Annotated in this window: 21 protein-coding genes, 2 tRNA genes and 1 rRNA gene; 5 read left to right on the top strand and 19 right to left on the bottom strand. The window is 71.3% G+C overall.

Translation table 11 applies throughout. The features are described from left to right. Positions 1-16: 16 nt before the first annotated feature. The gene (gene rsmD, locus DEI82_RS12830; protein ID WP_111037183.1) at positions 17-586 is read left to right on the top strand and encodes a 16S rRNA (guanine(966)-N(2))-methyltransferase RsmD; all 570 of its coding nucleotides are present in this window, start codon (positions 17-19) and stop codon (positions 584-586) included. 29 nt (positions 587-615) lie between these two features. Here rsmD and thiL read toward each other — a convergent pair whose 3' ends face one another. Beyond that, positions 616-1,614 carry a thiamine-phosphate kinase gene (gene thiL / locus DEI82_RS12825; protein WP_111037181.1) on the bottom strand — a complete coding sequence of 333 codons (999 nt, stop codon included), beginning with the start codon at positions 1,612-1,614 and terminating at the stop codon, positions 616-618. A gap of 38 nt (positions 1,615-1,652) precedes the next feature. On the opposite strand from thiL, the gene DEI82_RS12820 reads away from it, so the two are divergent. After that, entirely contained in the window at positions 1,653-2,183 is a 531-nt protein-coding gene (locus DEI82_RS12820) for a DUF3515 family protein (RefSeq protein ID WP_181435209.1), read from the top strand. A gap of 13 nt (positions 2,184-2,196) precedes the next feature. Here the strand turns inward: DEI82_RS12820 and DEI82_RS12815 are convergent, their stop codons facing one another. The 6 genes from DEI82_RS12815 to leuC are packed head-to-tail and all read right to left on the bottom strand — an operon-like array spanning position 2,197 to position 8,708. Then, positions 2,197-3,324, bottom strand: a complete 1,128-nt coding sequence (locus tag DEI82_RS12815) for a D-alanine--D-alanine ligase family protein (RefSeq protein ID WP_111027140.1) — start codon at positions 3,322-3,324, stop codon at positions 2,197-2,199. A gap of 4 nt (positions 3,325-3,328) precedes the next feature. Beyond that, entirely contained in the window at positions 3,329-4,354 is a 1,026-nt protein-coding gene (locus DEI82_RS12810; protein ID WP_111037232.1) for an NAD(P)H-dependent glycerol-3-phosphate dehydrogenase, read from the bottom strand. 43 nt (positions 4,355-4,397) lie between these two features. Then, positions 4,398-5,222, bottom strand: a complete 825-nt coding sequence (locus tag DEI82_RS12805) for a 1-acyl-sn-glycerol-3-phosphate acyltransferase (protein ID WP_258368495.1) — start codon at positions 5,220-5,222, stop codon at positions 4,398-4,400. A 7-nt stretch (positions 5,223-5,229) separates the two neighbouring features. Further along, positions 5,230-6,597 (bottom strand): UDP-N-acetylglucosamine 1-carboxyvinyltransferase, encoded by a 1,368-nt coding sequence (gene murA / locus DEI82_RS12800; protein ID WP_111009310.1) that lies wholly within the window; start codon positions 6,595-6,597, stop codon positions 5,230-5,232. Further along, the gene (leuD, locus tag DEI82_RS12795; RefSeq protein ID WP_111027139.1) at positions 6,598-7,194 is read right to left on the bottom strand and encodes a 3-isopropylmalate dehydratase small subunit; all 597 of its coding nucleotides are present in this window, start codon (positions 7,192-7,194) and stop codon (positions 6,598-6,600) included. Beyond that, the gene (gene leuC, locus DEI82_RS12790; protein WP_111037177.1) at positions 7,194-8,708 is read right to left on the bottom strand and encodes a 3-isopropylmalate dehydratase large subunit; all 1,515 of its coding nucleotides are present in this window, start codon (positions 8,706-8,708) and stop codon (positions 7,194-7,196) included. The genes leuD and leuC overlap by 1 nt, the downstream gene beginning before the upstream one ends. Positions 8,709-9,023: 315 nt before the next feature. On the opposite strand from leuC, the gene DEI82_RS12785 reads away from it, so the two are divergent. After that, positions 9,024-10,097, top strand: coding sequence for an FUSC family protein (locus DEI82_RS12785; RefSeq protein ID WP_181435208.1), 1,074 nt, complete (start codon positions 9,024-9,026; stop codon positions 10,095-10,097). Between the two features lie 122 nt (positions 10,098-10,219). Here the strand turns inward: DEI82_RS12785 and DEI82_RS12780 are convergent, their stop codons facing one another. The 4 genes from DEI82_RS12780 to DEI82_RS12765 form a co-directional block, all read right to left on the bottom strand. Then, positions 10,220-10,822 carry a histidine phosphatase family protein gene (locus DEI82_RS12780; RefSeq protein WP_111009314.1) on the bottom strand — a complete coding sequence of 201 codons (603 nt, stop codon included), beginning with the start codon at positions 10,820-10,822 and terminating at the stop codon, positions 10,220-10,222. After that, a complete protein-coding gene (locus DEI82_RS12775; RefSeq protein ID WP_111027136.1) occupies positions 10,819-11,196 on the bottom strand; it encodes a CrcB family protein in 378 nt (125 codons plus the stop codon). Before DEI82_RS12775 ends, DEI82_RS12780 begins: the two co-directional genes overlap by 4 nt. After that, positions 11,193-11,720: a CrcB family protein gene (locus tag DEI82_RS12770; protein ID WP_111037173.1), complete on the bottom strand. Its 528-nt coding sequence runs from the start codon at positions 11,718-11,720 to the stop codon at positions 11,193-11,195. Before DEI82_RS12770 ends, DEI82_RS12775 begins: the two co-directional genes overlap by 4 nt. 212 nt (positions 11,721-11,932) lie before the next feature. Then, positions 11,933-12,005 (bottom strand) — tRNA-Glu (locus tag DEI82_RS12765). Positions 12,006-12,103: 98 nt separating this feature from the next. On the opposite strand from DEI82_RS12765, the gene DEI82_RS12760 reads away from it, so the two are divergent. Continuing rightward, the gene (locus DEI82_RS12760; protein ID WP_111037171.1) at positions 12,104-13,102 is read left to right on the top strand and encodes a DUF72 domain-containing protein; all 999 of its coding nucleotides are present in this window, start codon (positions 12,104-12,106) and stop codon (positions 13,100-13,102) included. Positions 13,103-13,122: 20 nt separating this feature from the next. On the opposite strand, the gene DEI82_RS12755 is transcribed toward DEI82_RS12760, so the two are convergent. The 4 genes from DEI82_RS12755 to DEI82_RS12740 all read right to left on the bottom strand — a co-directional run bounded on the left by DEI82_RS12755 (position 13,123) and on the right by DEI82_RS12740 (position 16,729). Beyond that, a complete protein-coding gene (locus DEI82_RS12755) occupies positions 13,123-13,371 on the bottom strand; it encodes a hypothetical protein (RefSeq protein ID WP_111009318.1) in 249 nt (82 codons plus the stop codon). Positions 13,372-13,382: 11 nt separating this feature from the next. Further along, positions 13,383-14,288: a carbohydrate ABC transporter permease gene (locus DEI82_RS12750; RefSeq protein ID WP_111009319.1), complete on the bottom strand. Its 906-nt coding sequence runs from the start codon at positions 14,286-14,288 to the stop codon at positions 13,383-13,385. Beyond that, complete coding sequence (locus tag DEI82_RS12745) at positions 14,285-15,271, bottom strand: carbohydrate ABC transporter permease (protein ID WP_111037169.1); 987 nt, start codon at positions 15,269-15,271, stop codon at positions 14,285-14,287. The genes DEI82_RS12750 and DEI82_RS12745 overlap by 4 nt, the downstream gene beginning before the upstream one ends. Before the next feature lie 162 nt (positions 15,272-15,433). Further along, positions 15,434-16,729, bottom strand: a complete 1,296-nt coding sequence (locus DEI82_RS12740; RefSeq protein WP_258370190.1) for an ABC transporter substrate-binding protein — start codon at positions 16,727-16,729, stop codon at positions 15,434-15,436. Positions 16,730-16,983: 254 nt separating this feature from the next. Between DEI82_RS12740 and DEI82_RS12735 the strand changes: the two genes are divergently transcribed. Beyond that, the gene (locus DEI82_RS12735; protein ID WP_111037167.1) at positions 16,984-17,958 is read left to right on the top strand and encodes an endo-beta-N-acetylglucosaminidase H; all 975 of its coding nucleotides are present in this window, start codon (positions 16,984-16,986) and stop codon (positions 17,956-17,958) included. Positions 17,959-18,126: 168 nt separating this feature from the next. On the opposite strand, the gene DEI82_RS12730 is transcribed toward DEI82_RS12735, so the two are convergent. From DEI82_RS12730 to rrf, 4 genes are all read right to left on the bottom strand, one after another. Then, a tRNA-Gln gene (locus DEI82_RS12730) sits at positions 18,127-18,198 on the bottom strand. A gap of 53 nt (positions 18,199-18,251) precedes the next feature. After that, complete coding sequence (locus DEI82_RS12725; protein ID WP_111037165.1) at positions 18,252-19,190, bottom strand: NAD(P)/FAD-dependent oxidoreductase; 939 nt, start codon at positions 19,188-19,190, stop codon at positions 18,252-18,254. Between the two features lie 65 nt (positions 19,191-19,255). Then, complete coding sequence (gene gltX / locus DEI82_RS12720; protein WP_111037163.1) at positions 19,256-20,743, bottom strand: glutamate--tRNA ligase; 1,488 nt, start codon at positions 20,741-20,743, stop codon at positions 19,256-19,258. Positions 20,744-20,850: 107 nt separating this feature from the next. Continuing rightward, a 5S ribosomal RNA gene (gene rrf, locus DEI82_RS12715) occupies positions 20,851-20,952 on the bottom strand; the annotation flags it as partial.

The raw sequence follows: 20,952 nt of genomic DNA, 5'->3' as shown, positions 1-20,952 counted from the left end.
CGATACGGTGTCGTGCGTGACCCGGATCATCGCGGGGGCCGCTGGCTCCACGACGCTGCGCGTGCCGCGGGCCGGCACGCGACCCACGAGCGACCGTGTGCGCGAGGCCCTGTTCTCCTCGCTCGACGCGCGGGGACTCGTCGCCGGCGCGGCGGTGCTCGACCTCTACGCCGGCACGGGCGCTCTGGGCCTCGAGGCGGCGTCGCGCGGCGCGGTCGAGGTCGTGCTCGTCGACCGCGCAGCACCCGCGGCAGCCGCCTGCCGCGAGAACGCCCGGTCGGTCCAGCGGCGGACCGGCGGCGCCACCCACATCGACGTCCACGCACAGTCCGCGCTCGGGTACCTCCGATCCACCGGTCGCCGCTTCGACCTGGTGTTCATCGACCCGCCGTACGAGGTGAACGAGGACGAGATCCAGGCCGTGCTCGCGGCCCTCGTCCCCCGGCTCGGGCCGGAGGCGCTCGTGGTCGTGGAACGCAGCACCAGGTCGCCACAGCCGACCTGGCCCGACGGCCTCCAGGCCTGGAGCAAGCGCACGTACGGCGACACCGTCGCGTGGGAGGCCGCGCCCGACATCACGGACTGACCCCGGCACCCACCGCGCTCGTCCTGGCGTCAGCCGACGGCGCCGTCCCAGCCCACGTACGGGTCCCACCCCTGCGTCGACACCGGGACGCCCCCGCGCGTCACGCCCGGCGCACCGGACGCCGACACGACCGTCCCGATCCGCCGGAACCCGGCCGGGAGGCCCGACCCGCGTGGGAACGTCGCGAACAGTCCGTGGTCCTCACCGCCGTGCAGGGCCGGCCCCTCCGGGACCACCGACGGGTCGAGGTCGATCGTGACACCGCTGGCCCGGGCCACGCGACCGGCGTCGATCGCCAGCCCGTCGGACAGGTCGAGCATCGCGGTCGCCCCGGCCTGGGCGGCGAGGACCCCCGCGGCGACCGGCGGACGGGGGCGACGCTGCCGCTCGACGCCCGGGTCCGTCCCCCCGGGCGAGGCCGCCAGGAACGCCGCGGTCCGTTCGGCGTCCGGTTCGCCGCGGTCGTCGACCCCCTCCGCGAACAGCCGCGCGAGTCCCCGGGCCGCGACGCCGAGTTCACCCGCGACCGCGACCTGGTCACCCGCTCGTGCGCCCGACCGGAGCACCGGCGCCCGGCCCTCCAGGTCCCCGAACGCCGTGACCGTCACCGTCGCGGTCGCCGACGTCGACAGGTCGCCGCCGACCACGCCGCAGCCCGGGGCGAGGGTGGCACACGCCGCCGCGAACCCGTCGGCGATGGCCTCGAGCACGCCCACCGGGGTCTGCGGCGGCACGGCCAACGCCACGAGCAACGCGGTCGGGCGCGCCCCCATCGCGGCGACGTCGGACAGGTTCGTCGCGGCCGCCTTCCAACCGACGTCCGTCGGCGAGGACCACGCCCACCGGAAGTCCGGGCCGTGCACCATCATGTCGGTCGTCACGACGAAGCGTCCGTCCGGCGCGGCGACGACCGCGCAGTCGTCGCCCGGGCCGAGCAGGGCGGATGCGGCGGACGGGAGCCGACGGGTGATCCGAGCGAGCACGCTGAGCTCGCCGACGCTGCCCACCGTGTCGTCGCTGTCGTGCACTCTCCGACCGTACCGCCCGCTCGGGTAGCCTGATGGCGATGCACTCCTCGCGCCGACTCCCCCGGGCACTCGGGGCGATCGCCCTGGCGGTCGGCCTCGTCGCGGCCCTCGAGGGCTGTGCTGACGCCGTCACGCTGACACCGGCGCCGGCGGCGAACTCCGCGGCCTGCGCCGCGGTCCAGGTGCGCCTGCCGACCACCGTCGAGTCGAAGCTCGCGATCCGAGCCACGAACGCGCAGTCCACGGCCGTCTGGGGCACCCCGGCAGCCGTGGTCCTGCACTGCGGCGTGCCCGTGCCGACCGTGTCCGACCTGCCGTGCTTCACCCTCGGATCGGTCGACTGGATCCGGGACGCCCGGAAGGACTCCATCGTCTACACGACGTTCGGACGCTCGCCCGCCGTGCAGGTCGCGCTCGATCCGACGGCGGCGACGAGCGACGTGCTGCAGGACATCGGGGATGCCGTGTCGACCCTGCCGAAGGACGGCCACGCGTGCCTCGACCCCTCGGACGTGGCAACGCCCTCCGCGCCCGCCACGCCGTCGGCGAGCGCCACCCCGGCGGGCTGACCGCCACGACCGGTCAGCGGACGGCGACCGCCCCGAGCTCGACGAGTTCGCGGACGAGGTCCGGGTAGGGCAGCCCGGACGCGGCCCAGCATCGGGGGTACATCGAGAACGGGGTGAACCCGGGCATGGTGTTCACCTCGTTGACGACGAACCCGTCGTCCGTGAGGAAGCAGTCGACCCGTGCGAGGCCCGAACCGGCGATCGCCTCGAAGGCGCGGGCGGCGATGGAACGGACCTCGTCGGTCTCGTCCTGGGACAGCGGGGCGGGACACCGGAGCTGCTCGTCGCCGCCGAGGTACTTCGCCTCGAAGTCGTAGAACCCCGCTTCGTCGACGACGATCTCGCCCGGGAGGCTCGTGCGCGGGGTGCCATCGCGACCCTCGAGCACCGCGACCTCGATCTCGCGCCCGACGATGCGTGGCTCGACGATGACCTTGCTGTCGTGCTCGAACGCGGTCGCGAACGCCGCCGGGAGCTGCCCCGGCTCGTCGACCCGCGAGACCCCCATGCTCGACCCGGCACGCGCGGGCTTCACGAACAGCGGCCACCCGTGCGCGGCCGCTCGCTCGAGGACGTCGGCCTCGTCGGCGTCCCATTCACGGCGGAGGACCGTCGTCCAGGGCGCCACCCGGAGACCGGCGTGCTCGAGCACGACCTTCGACAGGTGCTTGTCCATGCCGACCGCGCTCGCGAGGACGCCGTCGCCCACGTAGGGCAGCCCCACCAACTCGAGGAGGCCCTGGACCGTGCCGTCCTCGCCGAAGGGGCCGTGGAGGATCGGGAACACGACGTCGACGTCGCCGAGCGAGGTGATGGATCCGTCGGCCTGCACCACCGCGAGGGCGCGGGAGTCGACCGAGTCCGGCCAGCGCACGCGGGTGCCGTTGTCCGGGACCGAGGGGAGGTCGGAGCCGCGCAGGGCCCAAGCGCCCGGGTCGTCCGACTGCAACGTGAACGCGCCCGCACGGGTGATGCCGACCGGCACGACGTCGAACAGCGAGCGGTCCATCGCGGCCATGATCCCGCCCGCGGTCACGCAGCTGATCGCGTGCTCGCTCGAGCGGCCGCCGAACAGGACCACGACACGGGTCCGAGCCCCGGCTCCGGCCGGCCGGGCGTCGATGGCGGTCGTCTGCGTCATGGGATCACTCGCCCTGGGGTTCGTCGGTCTCGGTCAGGTGCGGCGCGATGTTCCGCGGGTCGAGCCTACCGGCGAGCACCTCGCCCACCTGGCTGACGATGGGCATGTCGACGCCGTGGTCGGCGGCGAGCGCCAGGATCGGAGCGACCGACGCCAGACCCTCGGCGGTCTGGTTCATCTGCCGGACGACCTCGTCGTATCGGTAGCCCTGGCCGAGCAGTCGGCCCGCGGTGTTGTTCCGCGACAGGGGTGACTGGCACGTCGCGATGAGGTCGCCGAGCCCGGCGAGACCGGCGAGCGTCTCGGGGCGCGCACCGTTGGCGACCGCGAACCCGGTCATCTCCGCGAGGCCGCGGGTGATGATCGACGCCTTCGTGTTCTCGCCGTAGCCGACACCGTCGACGATGCCGATGGCCACCGCGATGAGGTTCTTGAGCACGCCGCCGAACTCGGTGCCGATGACGTCGGTGTTGATGAACGACCGGAAGTACGGGTTCGTGGCGGTCGCCGCGACGGCGGTCGCGGTGTCGGTGCTCGTCGACGACACGACGGCCGCCGTCGGCTGTCGTCGTGCGATCTCGAGTGCGAGGTTCGGGCCGGACGCCACCGCGATCCGATCCGGATCGACGTCGAGGCCCTGCTGGAGGACCTCGCTCATCCGGAGGCCCGTGCCCTTCTCGACGCCCTTCATGAGGCTCACGACGGGCGCCTCGACGGGCAGCAGTGTCCGGACCGCCTCGAGGTTCGCGCGCAGGCTCTGACTGGGCACCGACACGTAGACCTGCTCGGCGCCGTCGAGCACGCGGTCGAGGTGGTCCGAGGCGGTCAGCGTGCGCGGGAGGTTGATGCCGGGCAGGTAGTCGGAGTTCCGCTTCGTCTCGGTGATCTCGCGCGCGACCTCGGGTCGACGCGCCCAGAGCACGACGTCGGCCCCGCCCTCCGCGAGCACCTTGGCGAACGTGGTGCCCCAGCTCCCCGCGCCCAGCACGGCGACCCGTCGCGACTCGGCGCGACGGAGGACGACGTTGATGGCGGCGGTGTCGACCGCGCCGCGGCCTGGATGGTCGGGCGCGTCAGGCAAAGCGGCCGGTCTCCTTCTGGTTGTTCGCTGCCGGGTCCCACCGCTCGGCGGGTGCACGCTCGCCGCGCAGCTCCTCGACGAGCGCGGTGATCGCCTGCATGAGCTCGGCGGTCGCCTGCTGCAACAGGTGCTGGTCGAGCGGACGTCCCCGGTACGCGGAGAGGTCGAGCGGCTCGCCGATCGCGACGTCCACGCGCGACGGCGGGAAGAGCCGGAGCGTGCGCCCGTACCGCGGCATGATGCGCTGGGTGCCCCAGTGGGCCATGGGGATGAGCGGGACGTCGTTCTCGAGCGCGAGTCGGACCGCGCCGGTCTTCCCGCGCATGGGCCAGAGGTCCGGGTCGCGCGTGAGCGTGCCCTCGGGGTAGACGATGAGACCGCCGCCGCCCGCCACGAGGGCACGACCACCGGTGAGCGGGTCGCTGCCGCGGGTCCGTCCGGAGCGCTCGACGGGGACGTTGCCCATGCCGCGCATGAAGTACCCGAGCACCGGGACCCGGAACAGCGAGGCCTTCGCGAGGTACTGCGGGAGTCGACGGTGCAGCCACACGACCGTGCCGACGACGAGCGGGTCGATGTTCGTGTAGTGGTTCGGCGCGACGATGAACGGACCCTCGGCCGGCAGCCGCGTGCTCCCGTGCCACCGGAACCGCGCAGCGACCCGGATCATCGGGATGACGATCGACGCGACGACCCGGAACGCACCGTTCAGGTCGCCCCGGTGGAACCGCCGTCCCGGGGTGGGCAGGCCAGCGGTGACGACCTCGCGCCCGCCGCCCTGCTGCCCGCTCGTCGACCCCGTGCCGTTGTCCGGCACCGCGCCCTCACCCGGCAAAGTCGAAGTCCGCGCCGAGCTTGCGGAGCTTCGGGATGAAGTGCTCGTACCCACGGCTGATGATGCCGACGTTCGTGATGTGCGACTCACCGCTGGCGGTGAGCGCGGCGATGAGGTGGCTGAACCCGCCCCGGAGGTCGGGCACGCGCACGTTCGCGCCGTGCAGCGGCGTGGGTCCGGTGATCACCGCGGCCTGCTCGAAGGGACGACGAGCGACTCGACGGTCGTGGCCGGGCAGTCCCTCTTTGTGCACGACGATGTCCGCACCCATCTCGTTGAGCGCGTCCGTGAACCCGAACCGGTTCTCGTACACGGTCTCGTGCACCACGCTGCGGCCCTCGGCCTGCGTCAGTGCCACGACGAGCGGCTGCTGCCAGTCGGTCATGAAGCCGGGGTGGACGTCGGTCTCGATGACGACGGGCTTGAGCACCTCGACCTCGCGGTAGAAGCGGATGCCGTCCTCCTGGATGTCGAACCCGCCGCCCACCTTGCGGAAGACGTTGAGGAAGGTCATGAGGTCCTGCTGCTTGGCACCCTCGACGAAGATGTCACCGTTCGTGGCGAGTGCGGCGGCGGCCCAGCTGGCGGCCTCGTTGCGGTCGTTGATCGCCCGGTGCGTGTACCCGCGCAGCTTCTCGACGCCCTCGATGAAGATCGTCCGGTTCGGCTCGACGGAGACGACGGCGCCCATCTTCTGCAGGATCGCGATGAGGTCCATGATCTCGGGCTCGATCGCGGCGTTCCGCAGCTCGGTGACACCCTCGGCCAGCACGGCGCTGAGGAGCACCTGCTCGGTCGCGCCGACGCTCGGGTACGGCAGTTCGATGTTCGCGCCCTTGAGACCGTTCGGCGCCTCGAGGTGGATGCCGGCGACCTGCTTGTCCACGACGGCGCCCATCGCGCGGAGCGCGTCGAGGTGGAAGTCGATCGGGCGGTCGCCGATGCGGCAACCGCCGAGGTCGGGGATGAACGCCTCGCCGAGCTTGTGGAGCAGCGGACCGCAGAACAGGATCGGGATGCGGCTCGACCCGGCGTGGGCGTCGATCTCGGCGAAGTGCGCGCTCTCGACGTTCGACGGGTCGAGGATGAGCTCGCCACGGGCAGGATCGCTGATCCGGACGCCGTGCACCTCGAGCAGGCCCCGGACGACCTTGACGTCGCTGATGTCCGGCACGTCGCGGAGGATCGAGGGTGTGTCGCCCAGCAGCGCGGCCACCATCGCCTTGGTCGCGAGGTTCTTCGCGCCGCGGACCTCGATGCGTCCCACGAGCGGCTTGCCGCCGCGGATGACGATCTCGTCCGACTTGAGACCGACGCGAGCGCCTGCAGCCGCTGCGTCCTGTACGAGAGAGTTCACTTACTTCACCGGCAATGTCTCGGGCCGCCACGAGGCGCGGCGGGATTCGAACTCCGTGATCGACGGTTCGTCGCGGAGGGTGAGCCCGATGTCGTCGAGCCCTTCCATCAACCGCCATCGAGTGTATGCGTCGATCTCGAACGGGACGTCCACATCACCCACCGACACGCGCTGCGCGACGAGGTCGACCGTCGCCTCGACTCCGGGCGCGGCATCGATCGCCGCCCAGATCCGCTCGACGTCGGACTCGGTGACCACGGCGGTCAGCAGCCCCTGTTTGCCGGCGTTGCCGCGGAAGATGTCCGCGAACCGCGGCGAGACGACCACCCGGAACCCGAAGTCCCGGAGCGCCCACACCGCGTGCTCCCGGCTCGACCCCGTGCCGAAGTCCGGACCGGCGACGAGCACGGACGCACCCTGGTACTCGGGACGGTTGATGACGAACTCGGGATCCTGCCGCCAGGCGGCGAACAGGGCGTCCTCGAAGCCCGTCTTCGTCACCCGCTTGAGGTAGACGGCCGGGATGATCTGGTCGGTGTCGACGTTCGCCCGACGCAGCGGTGCCGCCACGCCGGTCACGACCGAGAGCTTGTCCATCAGTGTTCCTCCTCGGGCTGCGCGACGCCTGCATCGGCGTCGGCGACGGTCGTGCGGCCAGCGGCGACACCGACCGGCGTGACCTCGTCCACGGCACGCCGCGCGTCGTCCTCCTCGAGGTCCCACGGGCTCGACAGCGTGCCCCGGACGGCGGTGGCCGCGGCGACGAGCGGTGACACGAGGTGTGTCCGGCCGCCCTTGCCCTGGCGCCCCTCGAAGTTGCGGTTCGACGTGGACGCACATCGCTCGCCGGGGGCGAGCTGGTCGGGGTTCATGCCGAGACACATCGAGCAGCCGGCGAACCGCCACTCCGCGCCGAAGTCGAGGAACACCTGGTCGAGCCCCTCGGCCTCGGCCTCGAGGCGGACCCGCGCGGACCCGGGCACCACCATGACCCGGACGCCCTCGGCCTTGGTCCGACCGCGGACGATCGAGGCGAACGCGCGGAGGTCCTCGATGCGCGAGTTCGTGCAGGAGCCCATGAACACCGCGTCGACGGGGATCGCCTTCATCGGGGTGCCGGGGGTGAGGTCCATGTACTCGAGCGCCCGTTCGGCGCCCGCACGGGCGTTGGCGTCGGCGAAGTCGGCCGGCGAGGGCACGGTCGCCGACAGCGAGACGCCCTGACCGGGGTTCGTCCCCCACGTCACGAACGGCTCGAGCTCGTCGGCGTCGATGAACACCTCGGCGTCGAACACGGCGTCGTCGTCCGTCGCCAGCGTGTCCCAGTAGGCGACGGCGTCGTCCCAGTCCTGCCCGCTCGGGGCGTGCGCCCGTCCGCGGAGGTAGTCGTAGGTCGTCTGGTCGGGTGCGACCATCCCGGCGCGTGCACCGGCTTCGATCGACATGTTGCAGATCGTCATCCGGCCTTCCATCGAGAGCGCCCGGATCGCGCTGCCGCGGTACTCGAGGACGTAGCCCTGACCACCGCCGGTGCCGATCTGCGCGATCACGGCGAGGATGACGTCCTTCGCCGTGACACCGGGGCGCAGCGTCCCCTCGACGGTGATCGCCATGGTCTTGAAGGGCTTGAGCGGCAGCGTCTGCGTGGCGAGCACGTGCTCGACCTCGCTCGTGCCGATCCCGAACGCCATGGCCCCGAACGCGCCGTGGGTCGAGGTGTGCGAGTCGCCGCACACGACGGTGATGCCGGGCATGGTGAGGCCGAGCTGCGGTCCGACGACGTGCACGATCCCCTGCTCGGCGTCCCCGAGCGGGTGCAGCCGGACGCCGAACTCCGCGCAGTTGCGCCGCAGGGTCTCGATCTGCGTCCGGCTCGTCGGGTCGGCGATCGGACGGTCGATCGCGAGCGTCGGCGTGTTGTGGTCCTCGGTGGCGATGGTGAGGTCGGGGCGGCGGACGGGCCTCCCGGCCTGGCGGAGGCCGTCGAACGCCTGTGGACTCGTGACCTCGTGCACGAGGTGGAGGTCGATGTAGAGGAGGTCGGGGGTGCCGTCCTCGCCCTTGACCACGACGTGGTCGTCCCACACCTTCTCGGCGAGCGTCCTGCCCATGACCTCGTGCCTCCCATGCGTGTGGTCGCCTGTCCTGTCGGACGGCGACCGGTTCGTCCGCGCACCCCGAGCGAGGTGCGCCTCCCGCGTGTCGCGGGCCCGGCGGGCGCCGGGTCCAGCGAGTCTACGCTCGCGTCCGGGCCCTCCGAGGCCCGTGGATGCCCGCAACCACGGGCCTCGAGCGTCCATTCCCGGTCCGATCCGCATGCTGGCGCGGATTGGTATACCAGCAGGACGACACCTGTCGTTCTTCTCCGTCTCGCGCGTCGTCCGGGCGTCCTCCCCCAGCACGCCCGGTGGGATGATGGACAGGACATGACGACGACCGAACGACCGCCCCACTCCGCCCGCACGATCAACATCGAGGGAGCGGCACGGGCCGCCGTGGCCGGCGGGGTCCCGCTCGCCGTGCTCATCGGTTCCGGTCTGTCGGGCTACGCCGCCTTCGCGCTCTTCGCCGGGTTCGCCGCGATCCCGGGCGCGCGGGAGCCCTACGGACGACGCGTCGTCACCGTCACCACCGCGGGCCTGCTGCAGGCCGCGTGCATGCTCGCCGGCGTCGCGATGAGCATGACCGGGGCGCCGCTCTGGGCCGAGGCGGTCGGACTCGCGGTCGTCCTCGTGGTGGCCGTCGGCACGCTCTCGGTCCTCCAGGCGATCCCCGCGCAGCCCATCTTCCCCGTGTTCGCGTTCGTCGTCTGCTCGCTCGTACCGGTGACCCCGGCCCAGCTGCCGGGCGTGGTCGGGATCGTCCTCGGCGCCGTGGCGTTCGCCTGGGTGGTGTCGATGGGCGGGTTCCTCGCCCGGGCCGTGTGGGGCGAGTCGATGCGCCACCTGTTCCGACCCTTCGTCGAGCCACGACGCCGGTCCTTCGCCGTGCTGCGGAGTCCCGCCCTGTGGGAGACCGTCGGCCTCAACCTGGTCGGCGCGCTCGTCGCCGGCGCGGTCGGCGAGGCGACGGGGCTGGGACACCCGTACTGGGCCGTGGTGGCGGTCGTGTCGACGCTCCCCGCGCTCCGGCAGCGGCACACGATCCAGCGCGCTGTGCAGCGCGTGGTCGGCACCATCGGCGGCACCGTGGTCGCCGTCGGCGTCCTGCTCCTGCACCCGACGGACTGGTGGATCGTCCTCATCGCGGTGCTCGGCCAGTTCTGGGCCGAGATCTTCGTCGCGCGGAACTACGCGGTCTGCCTGCTGTTCCTCACGCCGCTCGCCCTCGCCGTCTCGTGGCTCAGCCTCCCCGAGGCACCCGAGCGTCTCGCGGTCGAGCGGATCGTGCAGACCGCGCTCGGGGCGGCCGTGAGCGTCCTCCTGCTCCTGGCCGGGCGCGCCGTCGAGCGTCGCCGTGGCCGGCCCCTCGGTGCGACGAGCGCGATCCGCACCGTCTGACGGCCGGGAGCCGTCCGACGGCTGGGAGGGCCGGGGAACGACAGCGCGGAACTCCCGGCACCGGGGCCGACGGTTCGACGGCCGGGAGGGACGGGCCGCCCCGGCCCTCCCGGCCGTCGGGCCTATCCCGGCTGGACGTTCCAGTGGTCGATCACCGGGCGGCCGTGTTCGTAGCCGAGCACGCTGACCGAGGCGGTCGAGAGCGCGAGGACTGCGCCGTCCTGCGGCGCGAGTCGGATCCAGGCCGCACCGATCGCGCGGAGCACGTGCCCGTGCGCGACGAAGATCGCGTCCTGCCCCTCGGCGAGCACCGGTCGCGCCCGGTCGAGCACCCGTTCGGCCCGGACCCGGACCTCGGCGGCGTTCTCACCAGGGGTGTCGCCGGCGGGGACGCCGTCGGTCCAGAGGTCCCAGGGCCCGTGCCGCTGCACCTTGATCTGCGGCGTGGTCAGTCCCTCGTACGCGCCGTAGTCCCACTCGAACAGGTCCTCGTCCGGCTCGGCGTCGACGCCGACGAGCCGCGCGGTCTCGCGCGCTCGCTCGAGCGGGCTCGACAGCGCGAGGGCGAAGTCGCGATCGGCGAGGAACCGCCCCGCGCGCTTCGCCTGTTCGATGCCGTTCTCCGTCAGGGGGATGTCCGTCCTACCGGTGTGCTGGCCGCTCTTCGACCACGCGGTCTCTCCGTGGCGGACGAGGACGAGTTCACCGGGGCGTTCCGAGGTCATGTGTTCCTTCCGAGGAGGAGGCCGAGCGCTGCGGCGCCGACCGAGACGACGAGCATGCCGATCCCGTTCAGCAGCGCGAGCCACGGATGACCGGCACGCACGAGCTGGACCGTCTCGACACTCGCCGTCGAGAACGTCGTGTACCCGCCCATCATGCCCGTCCCGAGCGTCGCGACGACCAGGCTCGGGAGCAGCCCGGCCGTTCCGAGTCCGGTGACGTACCCGAGGACGAGCGATCCGCTCACGTTGATGACGATCGTCCCGAGGGGAAGGGAGCGCGGCCAGTGCGCTCTGACGGCGCCGTCGAGGACGAAGCGGAGCACGGCGCCGACGCCACCGCCGACCGCGACGAGCACGAGTTCGACCGTGCTCACCGACGCGCTCCCCCGGCGTCGGGGCGCGTCACCGCCGCGACCACCAGACCCACGACGACCGCGACGAGCCCCGCGACGACCGAGAGGAGGCCGTACCCCACCGCGGTGCCAGCGTGGCCGGTCCGGAGCAGCGTGGCCGCGTCGACCGCGAGCGTGCTGTAGGTCGTGAAGCCCCCGAGCACGCCCGTCCCGAACAGGAGCCGTAGGGATCGGCGGCGCCCCTCGTCGGAACCGCGGCGCGTCAACGCCTCGAGCAGGAGCCCGAGGCAGAACGCGCCGAGGACGTTGATGCCGAGGACCGGCCACGAGGCGGGACCGGACGGCAGGGCCGAGGTGATCAGCGTTCGCGCAGCCGTCCCGACCGCTCCGCCGAGCGCCACGAGGCCGATGGAGGGCCAGCGGAGATGCGGCGGACGGGTCGGCGCACCGCTCGCGGTGTCGTCGACCTCGACGTCAGGGTCGGACGGCAGGCCGTCACCGCTCGACGCGGGGGCGGCGCTCGGTCCGCCGGACGGGTTGGTCATGGTGCTCCCATCTGCTGGACGCGTCGAGGACGCGCGATCGGAGACAGGGACCGTCGTCGCTCGACCGGCCGGTCGGCGAGGTTCGGGTCCGGCAGGCCCCACTGCCGGGTCGGAGACCCCTGGAGCGTACCAAGCCGGAACGACGGAATCCCCCGCCCGCGGGCGAGGGATTCCATGCGGCTGCCGTGCTGGTCCTGCAGTCACTGTGCGCGTGACCCCAGCGGGATTCGAACCCGCGTTACCGCCGTGAGAGGGCGGCGTACTAGGCCACTATACGATGGGGCCGTTCCGGCAACCAGAAGAGTATGACACAGGTCCGGGTCACGACGCAAAACGAGGGGCCGTCGGTGTGTCGGCCCGATGCCGGGGCATACCGTGGGGCGATGCCCGACCCCGACCCCGACGACCGCGCCGAGTCCATCGGGGGCACCGACCGTCGCGCGCTCGCCCGGTCCGCCGGGGCCCCTCCGACGGGCGCCCTCGCCCGCGTCGGGCTCTCCGGGTGGCAGTACGACGGCTGGCGGGGCGACTTCTACCCGCAGCGCCTCGCCAAGCGCCGCTGGCTCGAGTACGTCGGCGATCGGTTCCCGACCGTGGAGCTCAACGGCTCGTTCTACTCGCTGCAGCGCCCCGAGCGGTACCAGGCGTGGCGGCACGCCGTCCCCGACGGTTTCGTCTTCGCCGTGAAGGGCGGGCGCTACCTCACCCACATGCTGCACCTGCGGAACGTGCACACGGCGCTCGCGAACTTCATGGCGTCGGGCGTCCTCGAGCTCGAGGACCGGCTCGGGCCCATCCTCTGGCAGCTCCCCGCGGCCTTCGCCCCCACCCCCGACGTCCTCGACGCCTTCCTCGACCAGCTGCCCACGACCTTCGACGCCGCACGGGCGCTCGCCGACGACCACGACGCGAAGGTGCGCGCGTCGGACAGCGTGCCCGGTTCCGACGGCGACGGTGACGGGCGATCCGGGGACGGCACGCCGGGCGAGCGGGTCATCCGTCACGCGCTCGAGGTCCGCACCCCCGCCGCCGTGACGCCGGACCACCTCGCGGTGCTCCGCCGGCACCGGGTGGCATTGGTGGACAGCGACGCCGGTACGGCCTGGCCCCGCTTCGACGAGCCGACGACCGACTTCGCGTACCTGCGCCTGCACGGCACTCCAGAGGTCTACCACAGCGGCTACGACGAGCACGCGACCGGGCAGTGGGCGCACCGGGTCGAGGAACACCTCCTCGCCGGGCGGGACACGTTCGTCTACTTCGACAACGACGCCGAGCGCCACGCACCCTGGGACGCGTTGGCGCTCGACGCGGCGCTCGCTGCGCGGGGTGCGGTCAGCCGGGAGGCACCGCACCGGCCCGGCGGCACCCTCGGGTCCTGACCGCGCGCGGTCGCGATCCGTCAGCCGCTCCCGCCGACGTCATGGGAGGCCTCCCGTCCGTCGTGCCCGCCGGTCCGGCGGACGAGCGCCGCGCGCCGATGCAGCAGAGCCGCGACGAGCGCGACGACGACGAGCAACGCGAGCGCCCATCCGAGCGCGGACCGCCCGGTGAGCTCGCACGTGATCGTCACGACGAGGAGGACCGCGCCGAAGAACCCACTGAACCCGATCAACGTGTCGGTCGTGTCCGTGGGCCGCGGCGGCCGCATGCGCGCCACGATCAGCCCTTGACGCCACCGGCCGTCAGACCGGCGACGATCCGACGCTGGAAGACGAGCACGAGGATCACGAGCGGGATCGTGACGATCGTGCCCGCGGCCATGACCGCCGTGTACGGCTCCTGGTGGGGCTGGCTGCCGGCGAAGCTCGCGATCGCTACCGTCACCGGCTGTGTCCGGTCGCTCGAGAGCTGACTCGAGATGAGGTACTCGTTCCACGACGAGATGAACGCCAGGATCGCCGTCGTGAAGACCGCGGGAGCGGCGAGCGGCAGGATGACCCGTCGGAACGCCTGGATCCGCGTGCAGCCGTCGATCCGCGCAGCCTCCTCGAGGTCCCACGGCATCTCGCGGAAGAACGAGGTGAGCGTGTAGACCGTCAGCGGCAGCACGAACGAGATGCTCGGCAGGATCAGGGCCTGGTAGGTGCCCATCCAACCGAGGTCCGTGAACAGCTGGAACAGGGGCGAGATGAGCGCCACGCCGGGGAACATGGACGCGGCCAGGATCGCGCCGGCGATCACCGACTTGCCGCGGAACTCGAGTCGGGCCAACGCGTAGCCGGCACTCGTCCCGACGAGCAACGCGATCACCGTCACGGTCCCACCGATGACGAGGCTGTTGCCGAGGGCACGTCCCAGGTGGTTGCCGAGTCCGGTGGAGAACGCCGTCCGGTAGTTCTCCAGCGTCACGTGGGTGGGCCACGGCGTCGCGTCGAACGTGAAGCCGACGTCGCGGAACGACGTGACGACCATCCAGTAGAAGGGCAGGAGGCACCAGATGACGATCACGGCGGCGCTGATGCCCGTCCGGATCGCAGGACCTCGGTGCCGCTCGACCCGGATGGTCGAGGTGGTCGTGTCGCGATCGCGGACGGCGGCGCGGGCCCGAGGCGCTGCGATGGTCATCGGAGTTCACCCTTCTGCTGCACGGCCTGCGTCTGCACGACGTTCGCACCGAGGAACCGGACGAACAGGAACGCCACGGCGAAGATCACGAGGAACGTGATCGTCGACAGGGCCGACGCGGAGTTGAACCCCTGTCGGATCTGCTCGACGACGAGGATCGAGAGCGTCGTGGTGGCGTTCCCCGATCCCCCGCCGCCGCCCGTGAGGATCGCCGGGAGGTCGTACAGGCGCAGCGCGTCGAGCACCCGGAACAGCACGGCCACCATGAGGGCCGGGCGGACGAGGGGCAGCGTGATGTGGAGGAACCGCTGGACCGTCGTGGCACCGTCCACCTTGCCGGCCTCGTAGACCTCCTCGGGGATGAGCTGCAGGCCCGCGAGGATGAGCAGCGCCATGAACGGGGTCGTCTTCCACGTGTCGGCGATGACGATCGCGAACCGCGACGACCACTCCCCACTCGTCCAGAGCACGTGGGTCCCGAGTACCTGGTTGAGAACGCCGTTGACGTCGAAGATGAAGTACCAGAGCTTGGCCGTCACGGCGGTCGGGATCGCCCACGGAACGAGCACCGCGGCCCGGACCAGCGCCCGCCCGGTGAACGGTCGGTTCATGATGATCGCCATCCACACCCCGATCACGGTCTCGAAGACGACCGTCACCGCGGTGAAGAAGAACGTGTTGCCGAACGACGTCCAGAACGTCGCGCCGAGGCTGCCGGGCGGACACGCGACCGCGCTCCCACCGGTGCCGCACCGCTGTCCGAGCCAGTGCACGTAGTTGGCGACACCGGCGAAGCCGCCGCTGACGAACATCCCGGTCGCCTTGTCCAGGCCGGCGTCGTTCTGGAACGACTGCACGATCGCGCTCACCACCGGGTACCCGATGACGATCGCGAGCAGGAGCAGGGTCGGGCCGATGAGCCAGACGGCCCACCGGCCGTGCGCGGCGTTGAGACCGCTCCGTCCCCGACGTCGTGGTTCCATGCCCGACGGGGCCGGGATCGCGGCCGGGATCTCTGTTGCTGCTGACACGGTGGCCTCCTCGCCTGGTGTCGCTTCGTACCGGTCTCCGGACGGAACGGACGGGAGGGGCGACGCGGCTCCGTCACCGCGCCTCCCGTCCGTCGGTCGGGAGGACCTGGAGGGTCAGTTCGAGTTCGACGCCGACTTGACCGCGGCCTGCATGTCCTTGAGTGCCTGCTGCACCGACTTCGAGCCCTTGAGCGCGGCGTACGCGTTGTCCTGGATCGCCTTCGTGACGGCGGGGTAGTACGGCGTCACCGGACGGGGTTCGGCGCTCTTGATCGAGGTGAGCAGCGTGGGCAGGTACGGCAGCTTCGACGTCAGGGCCGGATCCGTGTAGAGGCTCCCGACGACGGGCGCGAGGGACCCCTGCGTCGCGAAGAACTTCTGGGTCTCGTTCGACTCGAGGAACTCGAGGAAGTCATGCGCGGTCGCCTTGTGCTTCGAGTACACGCTGATCGCGGCGTTGTGACCACCGAGCGTCGACGATCCGATGCCGTCGGCGCCCGGGATCGGCGCGATCCCGAACGTGTCCTTGACCGTCGACGAACCATCGGTCTTCGCGAGGTTGTACACGTACGGCCAGTTGCGCAGGAACAGCAGCTTGCCGGACTCGAACGCCTGGCGTCCCTGTTCCTCCTGGTACGTGATCGCCTCCGCGGGGATGTCGCCGTCCTTGAACGCGGTGACGAGGTTCTGCAGGCCTGCCCGGGCCTTCGCGGTGTCGAGCGTCGGTGTCGAACCGTCCTTCGCGAGCACCGATCCACCGGCACCGTTGATCGCCTCGGAGGTGTTCACCGTGAGGCCCTCGTACTTGGCGAACTGACCCGCGTAGCACCCGATCCCGGCCCGCTCGGCGATCGAGCAGTCCTGCATCATGGCCGACCACGTCGTCGGCGGCGTCGTCACGAGGTCCTTGCGGTAGTACAGGAGCGCGCCGTCCGACGTCTGCGGTGCGGCGTACAGCGTGTTGTTGTACGTCGCCGTCTTCACGGTCGGTGCGAGCAGCTTCGAGGTGTCGATCCGCATCTTCCCCGTGAGCGGCGTCAGCCAGCCCTTCGCCGCGAACTCGGCCGTCCACACGACGTCGACGTCGACGACGTCGTACCCCGAGTCCTTCGCCTGGAAGTGCTGCACCAGGTCGTCGTGCTGCTGGTCGGCCTGGTCGGACTGCTCCTTGAACGTCACCTTCTCGTCCGGGTGCGCGGCATTCCACTTGGCGATGAGCGGGCGGACGACGTTCGAGTTGTCCTTGCCCTGCACGTACGTGATCGGCCCGCGGCTGGTCTGGCCCGAGGTCGCGTCGCCGCCACCCGAACCCGAGCCGGAACCGCCGCTCGAACACCCTGCCAACGTCAGTCCGATCACCGCGACGCCGGCCGCACAGACGATGCGCAGCTTCCCTCGTGTCCTGTCCACTGTCGTCTCCTCGTTGAGATCGCAGGCGACACGCCTGAGCAGGCCTCATTGCCCGCTGGTTCGGGACGGTACCCCCGGAAGGGGGAGGCGCGCACCCGCTCGGGGCGTCGCGACACCACATCGTTATCAACCCGCTGGACGCCGGCCCGACTCCGAGGACGAGGCTGGTGCGGGGTTGACTGAAGCGCTTCAGTCATCCACGCTCGGTCCACGGCGAAGAACACCGCCACCCACCCCACTCGACGAGGAGTGCCATGCGCAGGACCACCACCACCACCACCGGGACCCGCGGGACCGTCACCCCCAGGAGCACCAGGCGATGGTGCATCGGGGCCGCGGCCGCCATCACGCTTGCGGCCGTGCCGCTCGCACCGTCCGCTGCGAACGCGGCGACGGCAGGCCGTCCGGACCACGGACATCAGCAGCACCACGCCGTCAAGCACGGCCCGACCAGCGTCGCGTACGTCGAGGTCAACAACGACCAGCTCGCGAACGTCGGCCGCTACACGCTCGCCGACGGGGCGAACGCGTTCGACATCGGGATCATCTTCGCCGCGAACATCGACGACGACGGCACGAAGGCGCAGCTGTCGCTCAACGCCAACGTCCAGGCGACGCTCGACCAGGCCGCCACGCAGATCCGGCCCCTCCAGGCGAAGGGGATCAAGGTCGAGCTGTCCATCCTCGGCAACCACCAGGGCGCCGGCATCGCGAACTTCTCCACACCCGCCGCCGCCGCGGACTTCGCACGGCAGGTCCGCGACGTCGTCACGAAGTACCGCCTCGACGGCATCGACCTCGACGACGAGTACTCGGACTACGGCGTGAACGGCACGCCACAGCCCAACGGGCAGTCGATCGGCTGGCTCATCTCGGCGCTCCGGGCAGACCTGCCGCACAAGCTGCTCTCGTTCTACGACATCGGCCCGGCATCGACCAGCCTCGACGCTTCGAGCCCGCGCATCGGCTCGAAGCTCGACTACGCCTGGAACCCCTACTACGGCACCTACAGCGCCCCGGCGACACCCGGCCTCCCGAAGTCGCGGCTCTCCCCCGCCGCCGTCGACATCCAGAGCACCCCGATCGCGACCGCGCAGGCGCTCGCACGACGGACCGAGGCGGAGCACTACGGCGTGTTCATGACGTACGACCTGCCCGACGGTGACGACAGCGCGTACGTGTCAGCACTCACGCAGAGCCTCTACGGACAGGGTGCGACGTACCGCTGACCGGAACGGCCGCGCGCGACGCCCGGCGCGGGAGGGACGGTGGCGGCACCGTCCCTCGCGCTCGCCCCAGGAGATCGTGCCGTCGACGGGCCGGCACGCCCGCCGGGCGCTCGCGACTGTTCCCCGGAAAAGCAGCAGGCCCCCGATCGCTCGGGGGCCTGCTCGCTGCTGGGGTACCTGGACTCGAACCAAGAACAACTGAACCAGAATCAGCCGTGTTGCCAATTACACCATACCCCAATGGTCACGAGGCAGCCTCGGACCATGGTTCCGTGGTGTTCGGAACCGAGTGTCTACTGTACAGCATCCCGAGCAGGCCGAAGACCACGGACGAGGTCACGATGGACGGCAGCGGCCGTCACGGCGCCGGCACCAGCCGCGACGATGAGCTGCTCGGGGCCGGGCGGGGTGACGTCGCCCACGGCGTACAGTCCCGGGACACCCGTCCGGCCGTGCCGGTCGACCACGACGAACCCGTCCTCGTCGTGGTCCAGCCGCGTGTCGAGGAAGTCGAGATCGACGTGCCACCGGGGTCGCACGAAGCCGGCGACACGCGGGACCACGACGCCGTCGACGAGCCGGACGCCCGTCAGTCCATCACGTCCGCCCTCGAGGTCGGCGATCGCCCGGTCCTCCACAGCCACCCCGGCGGCATGGAGGCGAGCGCGGTCGTCCTCCGACAGACGGCCCACGCCGTTCGTGAACACGACGAGGTCATCCGTCCACGCCGCCAGCACGAGCGCGCGCTCCGCCAGGTCGTCGGTCTCCCCGATCAACGCCAGCGGCTGCCCGGCCTTCTCGTACGCGTCGCACTCCACGCAGCTGTGCACGCTCGTCCCGTAGAACGCACGGAGGCTCGGGAGGCTCGGGAAGCTCTCGCGGAGTCCCGTCGCCACGACGACGGCCGCACCGCGCGCCGCGACGGGCGTTCCCCGCCAGGCGCCCGAGACCACCCAGCCGCCAGCGTCCGCGTGGACGTCATCCACCACCGCCTGCGTGACCGTCGCCTCGGGGTAGGCCTCGACCTCCTCGCGGCCGAGCTTCCGGAGCTCGAGGGGCGAGACGCCGTCACGGGTGAGGAACCCGTGCGACCGCAGCGTCGCCGCGTTCCGCGGGCGGTTGGCGTCCAGGAGCAGCACCCGCCTGCGCGCGCGCACGAGGTTGAGCGCGGCGCTGAGCCCGGCAGGGCCGGCCCCGATCACGACGACGTCGTAGTCGTCCGCGGGGGGCACGTCGGGACTGTGCGGCGCCGCAGGGGCGCTGCCCCGAGGCACCGCTCCCGCCCCGGATGGGTCCGTCACCGGTCGCGGAGCCGGCGGAGCCGGGTGAGCGTCGACGGCTTTCCCAGGATCTCCATCGACTCGAACAGCGGCGGACTCACCCGTCGCCCGGAGACCGCGACCCGCAGCGGACCGAAGGCGACCCGGGGCTTCAGGCCGAGCCCGTCGATGAGCGCAGCGCGGAGCGCCGACTCGATGGGCTCCGCTCGGAAGTCCTCGATCGCTTCGAGGGCGTCGATGGAGGCGTCGAGCACCGTCCGCGCGTCCTCCTTCAGGGTGGCGACCGCGTCGTCCTCCATCGCGAGGTCGTCGTCCGCGACGAAGAGGAAACCGAGCATCCCCCGCGCATCACTCAGGACGTTCATGCGTTCCTGCACGAGCGGCGCCGCGCGCTGCAGCACGGACCGCTCGTCCACCGTCACCGGGTCGCTCAGCACGCCGTCGAGGTACGGCACCAGACGATCCGTGAAGTCGTCGACGGCGAGGAGTCGGATGTGATCGCCGTTGATCGACTCGGCCTTCTTGGGGTCGAACCGCGCCGGGTTCGGGTTGACGTCCACGACGTCGAACGCCGCCACCATCTCGTCGAGGGAGAACACGTCCTGGTCCGCCCGCAGCGACCAGCCGAGCAGCGCGAGGTAGTTCACCAGCCCCTCGGGGATGAACCCGTTCGCCCGGTGGTGGAACAGGTTCGACTCCGGGTCGCGCTTGGACAGCTTCTTGTTGCCCTCGCCCATCACGTAGGGCAGATGCCCGAACCGCGGCACGAACGAGGTCACGCCGATCTGCACCAGGGCCTCGTACAGCGCGATCTGCCGTGGCGTCGACGAGAGCAGGTCCTCGCCGCGGAGCACGTGCGTGATCCCCATGAGCGCGTCGTCGACCGGGTTCACGAACGTGTACAACGGCTTGCCGTTCGGCCGGACTACGACGAAGTCCGAGAACGATCCGGCGGGGAACGTGATGTCGCCCCGGACGAGATCAGCGAACCCGAGATCGCGGTCCGGGACCCGGAGACGGAACGCCGGCTGCCGACCCTCGGCCCGGTACCCCGCACGCTCGGCCTCGGTGAGGTCGCGCTCGAAGTTGTCGTACCCCTGCTTCGGATCACGGCCGTTCGCGAGGTTCCGGGCTTCCATCTCCTCCGGGGTCACGAACGACTCGTAGACGAGCCCCTCGGCCTTGAGCCGCTCGATGACGTCCACGTAGATGTCCGACCGCTCGGACTGCCGGTAGGGGCCGTGCGGACCGCCGACGTCGATGCCCTCGTCCCAGTCCAACCGCAGCCAGCGGAGCGCGTCGAGGATCTGCTCGTAGCTCTCTTCGCTGTCGCGGGCCGCGTCGGTGTCCTCGATCCGGAACACGAAGGTCCCGCCGGTGTGCCGTGCGTAGGCCCAGTTGAACAGGGCCGTCCGGATCAGTCCGACGTGGGGCGTCCCGGTCGGTGACGGGCAGAAACGAACTCGGACGTCGGAGCCGGAGGCGGTGGTGAATGGCGCTGTCATGACGCCCCGATCCTACCGTCACGCCCGTCGACACCGACCGGAGACGACGAAAAGCCCCTGATCAGCACGCTCCTCGAGCGAGTGATCAGGGGCTTCCCTGACGTTGAGTCCGGCGGTGTCCTACTCTCCCACAAGGTCCCCCTTGCAGTACCATCGGCGCTGAGAGGCTTAGCTTCCGGGTTCGGAATGTGACCGGGCGTTTCCCTCTC

This window comes from Curtobacterium sp. MCBD17_019 (genome assembly GCF_003234555.1).
Taxonomy (GTDB): Bacteria; Actinomycetota; Actinomycetes; order Actinomycetales; family Microbacteriaceae; genus Curtobacterium.
This window is presented reverse-complemented; position numbering and strand designations above follow the sequence as displayed.

What these genes read in the sequence shown, in the direction of transcription:
- DEI82_RS12735 (WP_111037167.1), top strand. Translation starts at nt 16,984, where the DNA reads ATGCGCAGGACCACCACCACCACCACCGGGACCCGCGGGACCGTCACC.
- DEI82_RS12785 (WP_181435208.1), top strand. Translation starts at nt 9,024, where the DNA reads ATGACGACGACCGAACGACCGCCCCACTCCGCCCGCACGATCAACATC.
- DEI82_RS12745 (WP_111037169.1), bottom strand. Translation starts at nt 15,271, where the DNA reads ATGGAACCACGACGTCGGGGACGGAGCGGTCTCAACGCCGCGCACGGC.
- DEI82_RS12820 (WP_181435209.1), top strand. Translation starts at nt 1,653, where the DNA reads ATGCACTCCTCGCGCCGACTCCCCCGGGCACTCGGGGCGATCGCCCTG.
- DEI82_RS12780 (WP_111009314.1), bottom strand. Translation starts at nt 10,822, where the DNA reads ATGACCTCGGAACGCCCCGGTGAACTCGTCCTCGTCCGCCACGGAGAG.
- leuC (WP_111037177.1), bottom strand. Translation starts at nt 8,708, where the DNA reads ATGGGCAGGACGCTCGCCGAGAAGGTGTGGGACGACCACGTCGTGGTC.
- DEI82_RS12750 (WP_111009319.1), bottom strand. Translation starts at nt 14,288, where the DNA reads ATGACCATCGCAGCGCCTCGGGCCCGCGCCGCCGTCCGCGATCGCGAC.
- DEI82_RS12770 (WP_111037173.1), bottom strand. Translation starts at nt 11,720, where the DNA reads ATGACCAACCCGTCCGGCGGACCGAGCGCCGCCCCCGCGTCGAGCGGT.
- gltX (WP_111037163.1), bottom strand. Translation starts at nt 20,743, where the DNA reads ATGACAGCGCCATTCACCACCGCCTCCGGCTCCGACGTCCGAGTTCGT.
- DEI82_RS12815 (WP_111027140.1), bottom strand. Translation starts at nt 3,324, where the DNA reads ATGACGCAGACGACCGCCATCGACGCCCGGCCGGCCGGAGCCGGGGCT.
- DEI82_RS12760 (WP_111037171.1), top strand. Translation starts at nt 12,104, where the DNA reads ATGCCCGACCCCGACCCCGACGACCGCGCCGAGTCCATCGGGGGCACC.
- leuD (WP_111027139.1), bottom strand. Translation starts at nt 7,194, where the DNA reads ATGGACAAGCTCTCGGTCGTGACCGGCGTGGCGGCACCGCTGCGTCGG.
- DEI82_RS12755 (WP_111009318.1), bottom strand. Translation starts at nt 13,371, where the DNA reads ATGCGGCCGCCGCGGCCCACGGACACGACCGACACGTTGATCGGGTTC.